The sequence below is a fragment of the Paraliobacillus sediminis genome, from assembly GCF_003426055.1.
In genome coordinates this window covers 374002-388828 of the sequence record NZ_QJSI01000002.1, presented here as the reverse complement: position 1 = coordinate 388828, position 14827 = coordinate 374002, and the positions used below count along the sequence as shown (strand labels likewise).

The 14827-nt window shown below is 34.3% G+C and carries 17 protein-coding genes, 1 pseudogene and 1 riboswitch; of the genes and pseudogenes, 12 read left to right on the top strand and 6 right to left on the bottom strand.

Features of this window, described 5'->3' with window-relative positions; all coding sequences use genetic code 11:
- Nucleotides 1–22: 22 nt before the first annotated feature.
- Nucleotides 23–460 carry a DUF2512 family protein gene (locus D2K60_RS08075; protein WP_240335279.1) on the top strand — a complete coding sequence of 146 codons (438 nt, stop codon included), beginning with the start codon at nucleotides 23–25 and terminating at the stop codon, nucleotides 458–460.
- 64 nt (nucleotides 461–524) lie between these two features.
- Here the strand turns inward: D2K60_RS08075 and D2K60_RS08070 are convergent, their stop codons facing one another.
- The gene (locus tag D2K60_RS08070) at nucleotides 525–1358 is read right to left on the bottom strand and encodes a manganese catalase (protein WP_117169497.1); all 834 of its coding nucleotides are present in this window, start codon (nucleotides 1356–1358) and stop codon (nucleotides 525–527) included.
- Between the two features lie 159 nt (nucleotides 1359–1517).
- Between D2K60_RS08070 and D2K60_RS08065 the strand changes: the two genes are divergently transcribed.
- Complete coding sequence (locus tag D2K60_RS08065; protein WP_117169496.1) at nucleotides 1518–2843, top strand: amino acid permease; 1326 nt, start codon at nucleotides 1518–1520, stop codon at nucleotides 2841–2843.
- On the opposite strand, the gene D2K60_RS08060 is transcribed toward D2K60_RS08065, so the two are convergent.
- Complete coding sequence (locus D2K60_RS08060) at nucleotides 2829–3458, bottom strand: LysE family transporter (protein ID WP_117169495.1); 630 nt, start codon at nucleotides 3456–3458, stop codon at nucleotides 2829–2831. The two genes, D2K60_RS08065 and D2K60_RS08060, sit on opposite strands and share 15 nt — an antisense overlap.
- A gap of 109 nt (nucleotides 3459–3567) precedes the next feature.
- On the opposite strand from D2K60_RS08060, the gene D2K60_RS08055 reads away from it, so the two are divergent.
- Complete coding sequence (locus tag D2K60_RS08055) at nucleotides 3568–4389, top strand: manganese catalase (protein ID WP_117169494.1); 822 nt, start codon at nucleotides 3568–3570, stop codon at nucleotides 4387–4389.
- A 107-nt stretch (nucleotides 4390–4496) separates the two neighbouring features.
- On the opposite strand, the gene D2K60_RS08050 is transcribed toward D2K60_RS08055, so the two are convergent.
- The gene (locus D2K60_RS08050) at nucleotides 4497–4823 is read right to left on the bottom strand and encodes a four-helix bundle copper-binding protein (RefSeq protein ID WP_117169493.1); all 327 of its coding nucleotides are present in this window, start codon (nucleotides 4821–4823) and stop codon (nucleotides 4497–4499) included.
- A 242-nt stretch (nucleotides 4824–5065) separates the two neighbouring features.
- Between D2K60_RS08050 and D2K60_RS08045 the strand changes: the two genes are divergently transcribed.
- From D2K60_RS08045 to D2K60_RS08035, 3 genes are all read left to right on the top strand, one after another.
- Nucleotides 5066–6508: a UDP-N-acetylmuramoyl-L-alanyl-D-glutamate--2,6-diaminopimelate ligase gene (locus D2K60_RS08045; protein ID WP_162880735.1), complete on the top strand. Its 1443-nt coding sequence runs from the start codon at nucleotides 5066–5068 to the stop codon at nucleotides 6506–6508.
- A 98-nt stretch (nucleotides 6509–6606) separates the two neighbouring features.
- The gene (locus D2K60_RS08040) at nucleotides 6607–6792 is read left to right on the top strand and encodes a PspC domain-containing protein (RefSeq protein WP_117169491.1); all 186 of its coding nucleotides are present in this window, start codon (nucleotides 6607–6609) and stop codon (nucleotides 6790–6792) included.
- Between the two features lie 538 nt (nucleotides 6793–7330).
- Nucleotides 7331–8038: an SGNH/GDSL hydrolase family protein gene (locus tag D2K60_RS08035; RefSeq protein ID WP_117169490.1), complete on the top strand. Its 708-nt coding sequence runs from the start codon at nucleotides 7331–7333 to the stop codon at nucleotides 8036–8038.
- A gap of 68 nt (nucleotides 8039–8106) precedes the next feature.
- On the opposite strand, the gene D2K60_RS08030 is transcribed toward D2K60_RS08035, so the two are convergent.
- Together D2K60_RS08030 and D2K60_RS08025 are read right to left on the bottom strand one after the other, a co-directional pair.
- Complete coding sequence (locus tag D2K60_RS08030) at nucleotides 8107–8259, bottom strand: YjcZ family sporulation protein (RefSeq protein ID WP_117169489.1); 153 nt, start codon at nucleotides 8257–8259, stop codon at nucleotides 8107–8109.
- 44 nt (nucleotides 8260–8303) lie between these two features.
- Nucleotides 8304–8423, bottom strand: a complete 120-nt coding sequence (locus D2K60_RS08025; protein ID WP_117169488.1) for a YjcZ family sporulation protein — start codon at nucleotides 8421–8423, stop codon at nucleotides 8304–8306.
- A 176-nt stretch (nucleotides 8424–8599) separates the two neighbouring features.
- Nucleotides 8600–8644, top strand: a riboswitch (PreQ1 riboswitch).
- Nucleotides 8645–8725: 81 nt separating this feature from the next.
- On the opposite strand from D2K60_RS08025, the gene queC reads away from it, so the two are divergent.
- The 3 genes from queC to queE are packed head-to-tail and all read left to right on the top strand — an operon-like array spanning nucleotide 8726 to nucleotide 10582.
- Nucleotides 8726–9394: a 7-cyano-7-deazaguanine synthase QueC gene (gene queC / locus D2K60_RS08020; RefSeq protein WP_117169487.1), complete on the top strand. Its 669-nt coding sequence runs from the start codon at nucleotides 8726–8728 to the stop codon at nucleotides 9392–9394.
- Nucleotides 9394–9861: a 6-carboxytetrahydropterin synthase QueD gene (queD, locus tag D2K60_RS08015; protein WP_117169486.1), complete on the top strand. Its 468-nt coding sequence runs from the start codon at nucleotides 9394–9396 to the stop codon at nucleotides 9859–9861. Before queC ends, queD begins: the two co-directional genes overlap by 1 nt.
- A complete protein-coding gene (gene queE / locus D2K60_RS08010) occupies nucleotides 9854–10582 on the top strand; it encodes a 7-carboxy-7-deazaguanine synthase QueE (RefSeq protein WP_117169485.1) in 729 nt (242 codons plus the stop codon). Before queD ends, queE begins: the two co-directional genes overlap by 8 nt.
- Nucleotides 10583–10785: 203 nt before the next feature.
- On the opposite strand, the gene D2K60_RS08005 is transcribed toward queE, so the two are convergent.
- Nucleotides 10786–11478, bottom strand: a complete 693-nt coding sequence (locus D2K60_RS08005; RefSeq protein WP_117169484.1) for an SdpI family protein — start codon at nucleotides 11476–11478, stop codon at nucleotides 10786–10788.
- A gap of 445 nt (nucleotides 11479–11923) precedes the next feature.
- Here D2K60_RS08005 and D2K60_RS08000 point away from each other — a divergent pair, with 445 nt between their 5' ends.
- From D2K60_RS08000 to D2K60_RS21290, 3 genes and pseudogenes are all read left to right on the top strand, one after another.
- The gene (locus tag D2K60_RS08000) at nucleotides 11924–12754 is read left to right on the top strand and encodes an undecaprenyl-diphosphate phosphatase (RefSeq protein WP_117169483.1); all 831 of its coding nucleotides are present in this window, start codon (nucleotides 11924–11926) and stop codon (nucleotides 12752–12754) included.
- Nucleotides 12755–13033: 279 nt separating this feature from the next.
- On the top strand, nucleotides 13034–14362 hold the full coding sequence (locus tag D2K60_RS07995; RefSeq protein WP_117169482.1) for a hypothetical protein: 1329 nt from the start codon (nucleotides 13034–13036) through the stop codon (nucleotides 14360–14362).
- A 204-nt stretch (nucleotides 14363–14566) separates the two neighbouring features.
- Nucleotides 14567–14734 (top strand): annotated as a pseudogene (locus D2K60_RS21290) (IS3 family transposase); the annotation flags it as partial.
- Between the last annotated feature and the right edge of the window lie 93 nt (nucleotides 14735–14827).

Below are 14827 nucleotides of genomic sequence, written 5' to 3'. Positions count from 1 at the left end.
ACAAAAAATAGATAGAGGAGGTGTGACTATCAAACATTTTAGTTTAATTGGGTTGAAAATATTACTATTATTAGTAGTTCTTTATACAATATTAGGAATCGGGTACGACGTTTCGTTTGGCAATGTACTATTTATAAGCATTGTTTTAGGGTTTTCTGCTTATTTATTTGGTGATTTGCTTATACTATCTCGAACAAATAACACAATTGCAACAGCTGCGGATTTCGGCATGGCGTTTGTCATTATTTATCTAATGACTGATGGATTAACAGTGGGTGGAAATCCATTCGCAGCAGCATTAGTTTCAGCTGTTGTTGTGGCGATAGCTGAAGTGATTTTTCATAAATATGTTGCGAAAAAATTAGAGATGAACAGTGATACGTTTATACCAATAAATCGAACAAATTACATTACCGAATCTTCTGACGAATTAACACCTTATAAGGACGAAGAAGACTAAATAAAAAATAAAATGAAGCATTTTATCAATGCTTCATTTTTTACATATATGATCAATAGGATTTTTATTTTGATGGTAGTGGAGGTGTATTAAATAGGTTTGCTGGTGCGGGTTGTAGCTTGGGTATTCCTGCATATGGTACAGGTTGCGCGATGTATCTAAATTGTCCTCTGCCATCAGGTGCCACACCTTGTGCCCATGGTCCATTCGCATCTGCTTGACCTTGTGATGTGTTGTATAGATCATAAGCAACTTCTTGTTTTTCACATTCACGGGGGAAATTAGTTGGAACGACAACATCTTGCGCCTGTGCTTCAAGCTCACGAATTGCTTCAATCCATTGATTTTGGTGAGCGGTATCACGTGCTAACAAAAAGCTTAATGAATCTTTGACTAAAGGATCGTCTGTCATCTGGTATAGACGCGCAACTTGTAATCTTCCTTGTGACTCTGCTGTTACATTGGCACGGAAATCAGCAAGTAGGTTCCCGCTTGATATTATATAATCAGCTGACCATCTATTACCAACACTATCTGTTGGCATAGCACCTAACCCAGAAACAATTGCATGTTGCGGATTCATGCCACCCATAATCGCAGCAAGTGCTGGATCAGATTGATATGCTTGTTCTTGCACGTCAATTGGTGTGTTATCCAATAACCTAGCGATAAGTGTTGCTAAAAGTTCAACGTGCGCAATTTCTTCTGTGCCAATATCCATGAGTAAATCACGATATTTCTTATTCCCTCTACAATTAAAACCTTGAAACATATATTGCATCATTACTGATATTTCACCCCATTGACCGCCTAATACTTCTTGTAACTTTTTTGCATAGACAGGATCCGGTCTTGAAACTTTTGCTTCATATTGTAGTTCTTTTACATGAAAAAACAATAAAATCCCTCCTATTTAATCAGACTATTCAATGATATGTTGTCCTTCATTCAGATATACCAATAAATACAATAGGGGATTTAACTTTTAGGTAGTAGGAAAAAAACTGCTGGCTATACTAAGACAATATGTTTAAAAAATATCACGGGGGGATATAAAATGGGGTCTAATAAAAAAGGAAAACAAAAGAAAATAAAATGGTGGCAATTGGCTTTAATCGGAATTGGTTGTACAATTGGAACTGGATTTTTTCTAGGTTCAGCGATTGCAATTAAAAGAGCAGGACCTACTGTACTCATATTATTTATACTTGCTGCAATCGCTACCTATATTGTCTATGATGCATTATCCAGTATGACTGTATCTGACCCTCAGAAAGGTTCCTTTCGAACATATGCTAAAAAAGCATATGGACGATGGGCTGGATTTAGTAATGGCTGGGTTTATTGGTCATCAGAATTACTAATAATGGGAAGTCAATTAACAGCACTAGCAATCTTTTCCCAATACTGGTTTCCAAATATCCCACTATGGATCTTGTCTAGTATTTTTGCGATTTTAGGAATTGGTGTCATTATTACTGGTGTATCAGGTTTTGAACGAATTGAAAATATATTTGGTGCAATGAAAATTGCTGCAATTCTGATGTTCATTATTATTGGGATTTTAGCAATTAGCGGTTTATTAAATGGTGGAGCACCAGATAGAGCTTTCCCATTCACAAATGATGGATTATTCCCAGAAGGTTTCACAGGAGTTTGGACTGCTTTTATCTATGTGTTATATGCTTTCGGAGGTATCGAGGTCATGGGGATCATGTCCAATGAACTTAAAGACCCGAAAGAGGCCCCGAAAGCTGGAAGAGTGATGCTCTCTGTTTTAACGATTATTTATGTGATTTCTATTGGTTTAGCGGTTTGGATAGCACCAAATAAGAAATTCACCACTGACGAGAGCCCTTTTATTATGGTTATTAATCAATTTGATTTAACTGTCATTGCGCACATATTCAATGGTGTACTAATAATAGGTGGATTCTCTACCATGGTTGCGTCACTGTATGGTATTACAACAATCTTAACTTCATTATCTGAAGATAAAGATGCACCAGCACTGTTTTCTAAGACTGGACCACGAAATGTGCCTTATTATTCAGTTATTCTTACAGCTATTGGACTAATTGCCTCAATTGTGGTGGCTATACTCTTACCAGGGAAAATTTATGAGTATTTAACAACTGCTGCAAGTCTCATGTTGTTGTATATATGGGTTTTTATTTTGTTTTCCTACCATAAACTGATCGATATAAGTGTTTGGAAAAAAGTCAAACGATGGATAGGTATATGCTTATTATTCATTGGTATTATTGGAACATTATTTGATAAAGTAGCTCGAATTGGTTTTTTTATTAGTTTTGCCTTTATACTAATCATATCAATTGTCACTTTGATTATGAGGAAAAAGTGGCGGTTAGAACCGAAATAACAACTGAAGTGCTTGAAAACCAAAATAACCAGCAAATCCGAATAACGATAAGGCTGATACAAACGATATTGTTTTAAGCAAAGTTGGTGTTAAAATCTTTCTAAAACTACTAGAGAGAACTGCCATCGTAACATCCCACATCATTAATCCTAACAAAACAGCACTACCATACATGATAACATGTGGCATATCATAGCGATGAATTGTATTCGCCAATATAGACCCATAAATCCCAAGCCAAAATAAAATTGATAATGGATTCGTTATAGTTAAGAAAAAACCGCTCCAAAAGGTTTTTTTTAGTGAATCCGTTTGTCTATTAGTTGAATTGTCTATTTCAGGTACACTAACCATGTTCTCAATTGCTGTGTAGAGAAGTACAAACGTACCGAATGACCATAGAAATGTTTTCATGATTGGCATTTCTAAAAAATGAACAAGCCCAAAAAATATTGCAATGATGAATAGAAATTCACCAACAATCGAACCTAATCCGATCAACCATGAATGAAAAAAACCATTTTTAATACCTTGATTAATTTGTGCTGCATTAATCGGACCTATTGGAGCAGCTAAAGATAAACCCAATACGAGATAACTTAAAAATACACCCACCAAAATCACTCCTTTTACTGGCTTGTACTATTTTTATTCGAGTTACTGAAAGGCTATGCGAATAAATAGTTATTTTTTAGCCATGATAAGGAAAAAAGGAGTGACTAAAATGTTTTCACATATTAAGAAACTTCAGTACACGGCGAAACCAACTAGACCTGATCCTGTTTACGCTAAAAAACTTCAAGAAATTTTAGGTGGCCAATATGGCGAAATATCGGTAATGATGCAATATTTATTTCAAGGTTGGAACTGCAGAGCAAACGGGAAATACAAAGATATGCTTTTAGATATTGGAACAGAAGAAATAGCACATGTGGAAATGTTAGCTACTATGATCGCACAACTTTTGGACAATGCACCAGTGCAAGATCAAGAGGCAGGAGCAAAAGATCCTGTAATTGAAGCAGTTTTAGGTGGGATGAATCCACAGCACGCTATCGTTAACGGTCTAGGAGCACAACCAAATGATAGTGCTGGTTATCCTTGGAACGCACGATATACCATTTCTAGTGGAAATTTACTTGCTGATTTTAGAGCGAATTTAAACGCCGAATCTCAAGGAAGACTACAAGCCGTACGATTATATGAAATCACAACTGATCCTGGTGTGAAGGATATGCTTTCCTTCCTTATTGCGAGAGATACGATGCATCAAAATCAATGGATGGCTGCAATTGAAGAATTAGAACAAAAGCACGGTGCTGTTGTACCATCAACATTTAATGCTGAAAAACAGAAGCAGGATGTAGCATATGCATTTATGAACTTTTCTGAAGGCGAAGAGAGTAAAGCAGGGCGCTGGGCAAGCGGTAAATCAATGGACGGAAACGGAAACTTCCAGTATATTCAAAACCCACAGGCGAATGGTCAAAATCCTAGTTTAATGCCAGCACCTATCTATATTCATGGAACACCACCACTCCAGTAAGTTAATAGGTTTATAATAAACGTATTTTCCTAATGAAAACGTCTGTATGACAGTAAATAAAGAGAGCCTCCAGCTTGAAATGCAGGTAAACTGGAGGTTCTTTTATATTATGTTATTAATTTTTTACAAGCATCTTCACATACATAACACGCGTCAGCACATTTTTTACAGTGGTCAGGCTCATGTTTAGCGCATTCATCACCACAGACTTTACATGCTGTTGCGCACAGCTGTGCGTATTCTTGTACAAAAGCTGTATCATATGAAAGAGCTTGTTCAAAAGAAGCACAAATTGTTGCGCATTCTCGATCTAAACGAATGCATGCTTCCATTTTGTTTGCATCCTCTTCAAAACAAGAGGTGTAACAATGATTACAAGCCTCCATACATTCGTGCAACGTTTTAATTATGTCAGCATCTTTCTGATGACTCATCGTCGAATCTCCTCCTTTAATTCTTATATCCAATTATCATACCCAGTGTGTATCAAGCTGTACATAACAAGTAAAGGATTATTAATGTATTCAGATTAAGTAAAAATTTTACTTGAGTATTATAAGAAGTCTTAGGTAATAATAATGTAAATAAATCTCAGTTTTAAAACGTTAATTAACGGGTATTATTTTGTGTATTAGACAATTTTAAAAGAGTACGTATGAATAAGGAGTTATACATCATGAAGCTATTAAATTTGCTGGGGAATATAGAATACAAACTGATTAAAGAAAACAATTTAAATAAGATAGAAATTCACGGTATTGCTGAATCCTCTTCTGAAGTAAAACCAGGTTTTATTTTTGTGGCCATTGAAGGGTATACAGCAGACGGACACGATTATATTGAAGATGCAATTAAAAATGGGGCTTCTGTCATCGTCGGAGAACAAAAGCTTACTGATTTATCTGTACCATATATTTGTGTCGATAACAGTCGCAAAGCGTTAGCGATCATAGCGGGGAACTTTTATGGAAATCCATCTCAAAATAAAATAATGATTGCTATAACAGGAACTAATGGGAAAACAACTACAAGTTATCTCGTTAAGCATATCTTAGAAAGCAATGCCATGTCATGCGGATTAGTAGGCACAATTGAAACGATAATAAATGGAGAAAGTAATCCATCCATTAACACAACTCCTGGGTCACTCTCACTTAATAAATTATTGGATATAAGTGAAGATCAAGTCATTGTTTTGGAAGCCTCTTCTCACGGATTATTACAAAATCGACTTGAAGGGATGCATTTTGATATTTGTCTTTTTCTTAATTTAAGTCACGAACACTTAGATTACCATGATTCTATTGAAGAATATTTCGAGACAAAAGCAACTCTTTTTCAAATGTTAAAAGATAATGGACAAGCTATTATAAATACTGATGATAGTTGGGGCAAGAAGTTAAATGAACGGTTAAAGCATCGTGAAATTAAAACTTCTACAATAGGTAAAAGTTCTTCTAACGACTACTGTATTGAAATAACCAAACAGGATGGTTCTTTCAAACTTAAAAACCAAGGCAGAACCGAAGAAATAAATCCATCTATGAAGGGCATTCATAATATATATAATTCCAGTATGGCTTATGCAGTTGCACGACAACTTGGAGCTAACGAAAAATTAATAAGTCAGTCATTAAAAGACTTTCCAGGTGTTGATGGACGATTTCAAGTGTTTCCACAACTGAATGGCGCAAATGTTGTTGTTGATTACGCGCATACAACAGACGCTTTTTATCATTGTCTACATACTGCTAAAACAGCTGGGGCTAAAAGAATTGTTCATATATTTGGCTTTAGAGGGAATCGAGATAAAGCTAAGAGAAGAGACATGCTTGAAATTACAGCTGAACTTAGTGATCAATATTTGTTAACATTGGATGATTTAAATGCAGTACCTTTAGAAGTTATGATTGAGACACTTGAAAATATCCACAACACTATTGGTAACCATAAAGGATTAGTTATTCCAGATCGAACCTTAGCAATTCAACAAGCAATGGAAACCAGTCAAAATGGTGATTGGATTATTATTACTGGTAAAGGTCATGAAGCCTATCAGCAAGCGTTTAGCTTACCAACTAAATCGGATAAAGAGACCGTTACTTACTTAACTGAATAATTTGCATATGAACCAACACGATCAATGCTTTATGACACCTTTTCAATCGAAAATCGTATAATTATATATAGCGTTTTAATGGGAAGGAAGGATTAAAATTGATAAAAAGAGTAACCCGTTCTCTTGGTGATAGGAAATTGTTTGGTGTATTTGGAGGAATTGGTAATTACTATAATATTGACCCAACAATTTTAAGATTGGTATATACAGCTTTGACAATATTTAATCCAACTTTAGTTTTGATTTATATTTTAGCAATATGTATCATACCCGAGGAAATTTAAGAAATAGCTAATATTAAGACTATAAGAACTGATTAAAAGCCAAAATTATAAGAGCAACAAAACACTAATTTTCGCCCTTCTTTCTAACCCCTTAAAATATTAAGGTAACGGAGAGAAGGGTTAGTTATTTAGAATAAAATATTTATTAAATATATAACACCAGCTAAAACAGCATATTTACTGAAATCAATCCAACAATGCAAAATCCATATATAGACCAAGCGATAATTTTATTGTTTTTAGGAACTTCTTTAGTCTTAAAAACTTTGATGAATTTGTATGTCAAAAATAGAAATGCCAACATAGATACGATGAAAACATCGTTCATTCCTAACTTCACTCCTTTATAAATGCAACTATTGATATATTCTATAATAGCATAATTTCCAATAATATTAATTTTATGTATAATAAAAAACAACAATATTTTTGAAAATAACCTTTAGCAAATAGTCGAAATTCGTATAATTATTGGTGCATTATTCGAATGAAATAATGCTATAATATAGGTATTATTGAATTATAGAAGGTGATAGATATGAAAATAATTTGTTTCGGCGATAGCCTTACGCGTGGTGTATCTGTAGCAAAGGGAAGATTACGTATTTTGAAAGAAAACTATCCAGCCTTTTTACAACAATTATTTGCTGAAAATGAGGGAGAAGATGTTACCGTTATTAACAAAGGTGTTTTTAATGATAATTCTGATTCTCTGCTTTCCAGATTAGATAAAGACGTAATTGAACAACATCCTGATTATGCCATAATCGAAATTGGTGGAAATGATTGCAACTTTAATTGGAAAGAGGTTGTCAAAAGTCCAGGCGTTGAACACGCTCCCATCGTTCCAATTGATCGCTATATAGATAACATTAGAACAATGGTTACAAAAGTACAAGAAAGTGGCATAACACCTATTATTTCTACATTGCCACCATTAGATCCAGTACGTTATTATAAAAGTATTTCTGACAAATATACCGATGTAGTTGGACATCTGATTAGTTCCATGGGTGGTATTGAACACTGGCATGGTATTTATAACCGCAATCTTAATAAATTAGCAGATGAGTTAGGCGTGCTTAAAATTGATGTTAGAAGCGCAATAAAAAAAGCAGGAGATCTAGCCGAATTAATTAGTGATGACGGTATTCACCTTACAGCTGAGGGTTATAAGGTTTTTAGTAAAGATGTTTACAAAAGTATAACCCAATGGTCAAAAAAACAGGAAATCAAGCATACCTAAATATATGAAATAATATAAGGCGTGCACATAATCTTCGGTGCACGCCTCATATTTCTATTATTTAGCTATTAATAAATAGCTGCACCTACAATAATTAGAAGGATAAATAATACAACAATTAATGAAAATCCTCCGCCAAATCCCGCGCCTGGAACTACACCACATCCAGCACCTGCACCGTATCCGACTGGAGCGCCATAACCGCCATATCCTAAACTCATATATTTTTCCTCCTTATCTATTCGTTAGACAGATTTTCTTCTTTTTAGTAACCGAAACCTCCACCATAAGAAGCTCCTATAATTATTAACAATATAAACAATACGATGAGTAATGCAAAACCTCCACCAAATCCTGCTGGTGCAGCTGCTACTGGTTCACCCATTTGTAAATCCCTCCTTTTCTTAATGACTCTAAGAGTATACTATGGGATTACAAACAAAATGATATGGACAGATGTCCCGATTTATTTAAAAAGATGGGTAGAACACATCAAAAAACACTTCAATAATATTTTATGCTATACTGTAACTAGAAAATAAATATTAAGTCTGCAATCTTGCAGGAGAGGTTCTAGCTACACCCTCTATAAAAAACTAAGGATGGACGCTACCTTCCTTTAGGTGACGTTTTTTTGTTTTGTATGGTGTGTAGAATTCTCTTTTTTAATGGAAGGAGAATTTTTTTATGAAAAAAAATAGTAAAGCAATTGTTGTATTTAGTGGAGGACAAGATAGCACCACCTGTTTGTTCTGGGCACTTCAAAATTATGAACATGTTGAAACTGTCACATTCGATTACAATCAAAGGCACAATAATGAAATAGAAGTTGCGAAAGAAATTACTACAGAATTAAACGTCAAGCATCATGTTTTAGATATGTCTTTGTTAAACCAATTAGCGCCAAGTGCGTTAACGCGTGATGATATCGAGGTTAAAGATGGTGATAATGGCGAATTACCTTCGACATTTGTTCCTGGTAGAAACTTACTCTTTTTATCTTTTGCTACGATATTAGCTAAACAGATTGGTGCAAAACACATTATCACAGGTGTATGTGAGACAGATTTTAGTGGGTATCCAGATTGCCGTGATATATTTATTAAATCGTTAAATGTCACACTTAACTTATCAATGGATGATGGATTTGTTATTCATACGCCACTAATGTGGTTAGATAAAGCCGAGACATGGAAGTTAGCAGATGAGTTAAATCGATTCAATTATATTCGTGAAAAAACATTAACCTGTTACCACGGTGTTCGCGGGGACGGTTGTGGAGAATGTCCATCATGTAAGTTACGTCAGAACGGACTCGATACGTACCTTAAAGAACGTAATGAGGTGAGCGGTTAATGTACGGTTTTACAATTGTTGAAAACTTACAGAAGATTAATGAGGATATAAAACATCATGAGCTCAAATATCATACAAAACGGGTGATGGTTAGTAAAGAGTTCACTTTTGATGCTGCACATCACCTTCATTGTTATCAGGGAAAGTGTAAAAACTTACATGGACATACGTACAAAGTTATTTTCGGAATAAGTGGTATGGTAGATGAGATTGGCTTGGTTATTGACTTTGGCGATATCAAAGAGATTTGGAAGGAAGAGATTGAAATTCATCTTGATCATCGTTATTTAAACGATACGTTACCTAATATGAACACAACGGCAGAAAATATGGTGGTTTGGATTTATCAAAAGATGGAACAAGCCCTTCTAAAGCAATCAAACCAAAACCGTGTAGAGTTTGTTAAACTTTACGAAACACCAACGAGTTATGCTGAAGCTAGACGGGAGTGGATGAACGTTGAATAAATTCCCTGTACTAGAAATATTCGGACCAACCATCCAAGGTGAGGGTATGGTCGTTGGTCGGAAAACAATGTTTGTTCGAACAGCCGGTTGTGATTACAGTTGCTCTTGGTGTGACTCTGCTTTTACTTGGGACGGCAGTGCAAAGGACCAAATTGAAAGACTCACTGCAGATGAAATTATGGATAGACTAAAAGAAACAGGTGGAGATAAATTTGATCATGTTACAATATCAGGTGGAAATCCTGCACTTTTGGCAAAGCTTGATGAGTTAGTTGACGCCTTGCATGACCACGATATGGAAGTAGCACTTGAAACACAAGGAAGTCGTTGGCAGGAATGGTTTCTTAAGGTTAATGACCTCACTATTTCACCAAAACCACCAAGTTCAAAGATGAAGACAGATTGGGAGAAACTTGATCTTATTATTGAGAACTTACAAACTGGTAATCATATACATCAGACCAGTCTAAAAGTAGTCGTATTCGATGACGCAGACTTACTGTATGCGGAAAAGGTCCACCAAAGATATCCTACTATTGCGTTCTTTTTGCAAGTAGGTAATGATGAACTCGCAGAAAATAACGCAGCAAACCTTGCCAGTCATCTACTAGATAAATATGAATGGTTGATAGATAAAGTTGTTGCATCCACAAAATTAAATCATGCTCGTGTTCTGCCACAAGTTCATGCACTTGTCTGGGGTAATAAGCGTGGCGTTTAAAAGAATATCCAATTGGATATTCTTTTTTTATTTGTAATTTATTCTAACTATTGCGTTTCTCTGATTCAATGGAATATAATTTAACACCCTTGAAATTTTTGATTACGCCCATTAGTACAATATTATTCGAATGTGCGGCACACGTGGCTATGTAAGTTCAGTTTCATATCGAAACACAGCCCTAAAAAAAGTTTTATTTAGTGTTAACTATCCAGATTGACAATTTTTTTATATGTTATATAAGAGTGGATTATCGCTATAGCAGCAACTATCATAACCAAAGAAAATCCATAGATAAAGCTGTACTTGGGAATAATTATTATAAGTATGATACTTATAATACCGGTCAAAAGGGACAACTTACCTGTGAATCGATGTGTTATATCCCAAACTCTTTCATCACTCATTGTCCATTCTGTACGCACTCCGACTATCGAATTTGTTTTTACGTTTGGCATTAAATAACCGGTGATCATTAAGATAAATGAAAAAATTAGTCCCATTATTACGTTCACATCAAGATTGTAACCCAAATTAATAATAATGATCGTCATGTAGATTGTAAAAATCGTTAATAAAGTAATCATAATTAGTATTTCTTTCATATTATCGCTTATATTATCTTGGGAAGTTCTAAATATGAAACGAAATAGAGCATAAATTAGAATCATTATGAAAGGCATTGAATGTAAAGCTATTGACTCGATTGTAGTAGTGGCAACTTCACAGTTCAACCAATTAATGGCTATTTTTTTATTTAAACCTGTGTAGTAAAACACACTTATTAGCATTGATATTATAAGTATACTACTATTAGGAATCCTCTTTTTCAATTTTATCACCTTCATTGGTTTTAATAACCTATTTGTTAAAGATTTTCTTGATTTATTCTTCAAATCAATCTCTCCTCTAATTTAAAATTTCTTTTTATATCGATTTCACCATATAAATCGTTATCTTTATTAAAGATGACTGTTCCGTTAGTTGAATAGCAAATATAATTATTTCATAAACATAGATAATCTAAGACTACCATTATTATCCTCAATTTATTATAAATTTCCCAAAGCATCATCATTTTTTGTTGATTAATCATTCTGATACTTAAAACCAAGCAAGGTAAATATACAAATTGGTTGGTAGCAAAGCCATAATACTTTTGTATCGACCATTTATCAGTATATATTTTATAGGCATGCCAAGAATACGTGCATCATACATTTTTAATTGAATGATTATGTTCGATGTTAAATAAAATAAAGCTAGCTATATATTTAATTAGCGATTATGATTAATAAAATTATATAACATTTAATGCATGAGAGAACGGGAGAAACGTTAATGGATATTTTTATGTTAGTAAAGGCGATTATACTAGGTATGGTAGAGGGGTTGACTGAGTTCGCGCCAGTCTCCTCAACTGGACATATGATTATTGTGGACGATATGTGGTTGCAATCAGAAGTATTTTTAACTAAATATGTTGCGAATACATTTAAAGTTATGATTCAATTAGGATCGATTTTAGCAGTTGTAATCATTTTTAGGCATCGTTTTATTGATATGCTAAACTGGAAAACAAATAAAAGCAACATCGATAAACCAAGGCTCAAGCTGTCACAAGTGATAGTAGGACTTATACCTGCTGGCGTTTTAGGGCTTTTATTCGAGGATTATATTGATGAATATTTATTCTCAATAGAAACAGTTCTAATTGGTTTAGTAGTTGGTGCAATACTAATGATACTTGCTGATATTATTAGTAAAAAAGCGGCATCTGTACCCGTGGAAACTGTTGATCAAATTACGTATCGACAAGCACTCTTAATTGGACTTATTCAGTGTTTTTCACTTTGGCCAGGTTTTTCAAGGTCTGGATCTACGATTTCTGGTGGTGTTATGTTAGGGATGAGCCATCGAGCTGCCGCTGATTTCACATTTATCATGGCTGTTCCTATTATGCTAGGAGCCAGTTTGATATCTTTATTGAAAAATTTGCAATACTTTACTGTAGAGAGCATCCCATTTTTTATCGTTGGATTTATCAGTGCATTTATCTTCGCTTTAATTTCTATACAGTTTTTTCTGAAACTAATTAACAAAGTAAAACTAGTACCTTTCGCGATCTATCGGATTTTATTAGTTGCAGTCATATATGTTGTTTACTTTTAATTCATTTGTAGCCATAAGATCATCGATTATGAGTAACCTATGATAGAGTTAAATTAACAAGCAGTATTGACATGGTTTTAGACATGTTATAGAATTAGCAGAAATAGGAAGTTAGTCTGCCATGCTATAGTATTTATAGTAATGATATTAAAAGTATCACAATTAGGAGAGTACTACTTAATCATTTGGTAGTACTCTTTATTCATGCTGAAGTCCATTGATTACATGTAATATTCTAGTCAATTTTACATAGATAGCTAAAGTAGGGGGTAGATTTAAATGGTATTTGTCAAAAGATATGTATTCATGATAATGGTAATAATGGCGGGATTGCTACTTGCATCTTGTGGTGATGATGCTACTTCTTCAGAGAATGAAGATTCAAAGGAAGAGGTTAAAGATTCTGAGGATTCAGAGTTCCTGACTGCTGATGGAAGAATTAAGGGTGAGGAAGACGGAGATCCTAGACGGATGCTTATTGACGAAGATATGATAGGTGTAACAAGAGATATAATTTCTATAGATGAGTACAACGAAGAGTTTGCAGAGGATTACGGTTACCTGAATTTAGTAACTAATCAAGACTATGGTGCAGATACCCTATTAATTTTAGATGGCGAGTATTCTTACGTTGAAGACTCTAGTGATCTTGTTAAATACGGTAAGACAGGAGATGCTATTTGGAGAGTTGATGAGGTTAAGTCTCACGGTCATTATACTGATTTTGATGATGAGCATATACTTTGGTCAGATACTAATGAGGAGAATAGCGCAGGTGATAGAATTACAGAAATGAAGTTAATCAGCAAGGAGACAGGAGAGGTAGTTGACGATGACTTTTTAACTCTTGATTTTGAGAGTAACACCTATGCTATAGACCCAGAGAATTCAGTAATGTATATAGCTTCCTATTCGGATATAATGTATATTTATGACTATGAAACAAAAACTCTTGATACATTTATAGAGGGACAACTTGGAGATGATGCAGGTAATTATAATCTTGGTTTAACAGACAATGGACTTGTACTATATAATAATAATAAGATTACTATTTATAGTAGAGAGACCTCCGAATTACTATGGGAGACAGGTGATATAAATTATAAACTTATAAATTCTAGTTTACTTAACAAACAGACAGACCTAAAAATTGAGGATAATATGCTTTACTACTATCTAATAGATACAAAAGAGTATATAGAGTTTAGTGTTGAGGATTTAGAGGTTGCAAAAGTGCAAACAGTAAATACAGAATTCCTAGATGGAGTTACTCCTTCTATAAGTAAGAGATTAAACACACCAGAGCTTACAACTAGTGGGTATATAGTAATAGACTATGACTATGACCTTCTACTATATGATTTTGAGCAGGAAAAGTTTGTTTTAGACCTTATGGTAGGAAGAATAAACGGTTTTTATGACACTAAGTTATACAGCAATAACTTAATTTACGAGACAGGTTTAGACTACCTATCTATTTTTAACTACGCAACAGGAGAAGAGATCATAACGGTTGAGATTCCTGATGAAATAGGTGTTCAGGGTCTAATTCCTAATAGTAAGTTCGTTATGTTCGGGGTCGAAGAAGCTTTAGGTTTAAAGTAAAACCTATTAAAACAGAAGTACGATTATTAGAGTAAGGGCTGTAATTAATAGAGATAGTACTATATTAGTGTATTGAATAGGTTACACTTAGTTGGACAAAAAAATTAAGGGCAAGTAGAATGATACTAAAAAAGGGGAGAATCTACTATGTCGCAGAAAAGAAGAACGTTTACCACAGAAGTTTAGAAGCAAGTTGTTGAGAACGGAAAAAAGCGTCAATATATAATCCGTGAATATGAATTAATTGCATTTGCCTTGGACAAATAGATTACACAATTCCAACAATCTGGTTTGTTTAAAGAAAACGACAATCGAAGCCGTGAGGAAAAGGATCTGATTGCGTTAAGAAAAAGAAATACACAGTTAGAAATGTAAGTTGATTTTTTAAAGCAATCTGCGCTTATCACGGGACGACAATCGAAGTGATTGAATAGAATCGACACATCTGTTCGGTCATGTATATTG

Coding starts and splice junctions, on each gene's coding strand:
- D2K60_RS08045 (WP_162880735.1), top strand. CDS start 5,066: ATGAAGCTATTAAATTTGCTGGGGAATATAGAATACAAACTGATTAAA.
- D2K60_RS08055 (WP_117169494.1), top strand. CDS start 3,568: ATGTTTTCACATATTAAGAAACTTCAGTACACGGCGAAACCAACTAGA.
- queD (WP_117169486.1), top strand. CDS start 9,394: ATGTACGGTTTTACAATTGTTGAAAACTTACAGAAGATTAATGAGGAT.
- D2K60_RS08000 (WP_117169483.1), top strand. CDS start 11,924: ATGGATATTTTTATGTTAGTAAAGGCGATTATACTAGGTATGGTAGAG.
- D2K60_RS07995 (WP_117169482.1), top strand. CDS start 13,034: ATGGTATTTGTCAAAAGATATGTATTCATGATAATGGTAATAATGGCG.
- D2K60_RS08065 (WP_117169496.1), top strand. CDS start 1,518: ATGGGGTCTAATAAAAAAGGAAAACAAAAGAAAATAAAATGGTGGCAA.
- D2K60_RS08035 (WP_117169490.1), top strand. CDS start 7,331: ATGAAAATAATTTGTTTCGGCGATAGCCTTACGCGTGGTGTATCTGTA.
- D2K60_RS08025 (WP_117169488.1), bottom strand. CDS start 8,423: ATGGGTGAACCAGTAGCAGCTGCACCAGCAGGATTTGGTGGAGGTTTT.
- D2K60_RS08050 (WP_117169493.1), bottom strand. CDS start 4,823: ATGAGTCATCAGAAAGATGCTGACATAATTAAAACGTTGCACGAATGT.
- queC (WP_117169487.1), top strand. CDS start 8,726: ATGAAAAAAAATAGTAAAGCAATTGTTGTATTTAGTGGAGGACAAGAT.
- D2K60_RS08030 (WP_117169489.1), bottom strand. CDS start 8,259: ATGAGTTTAGGATATGGCGGTTATGGCGCTCCAGTCGGATACGGTGCA.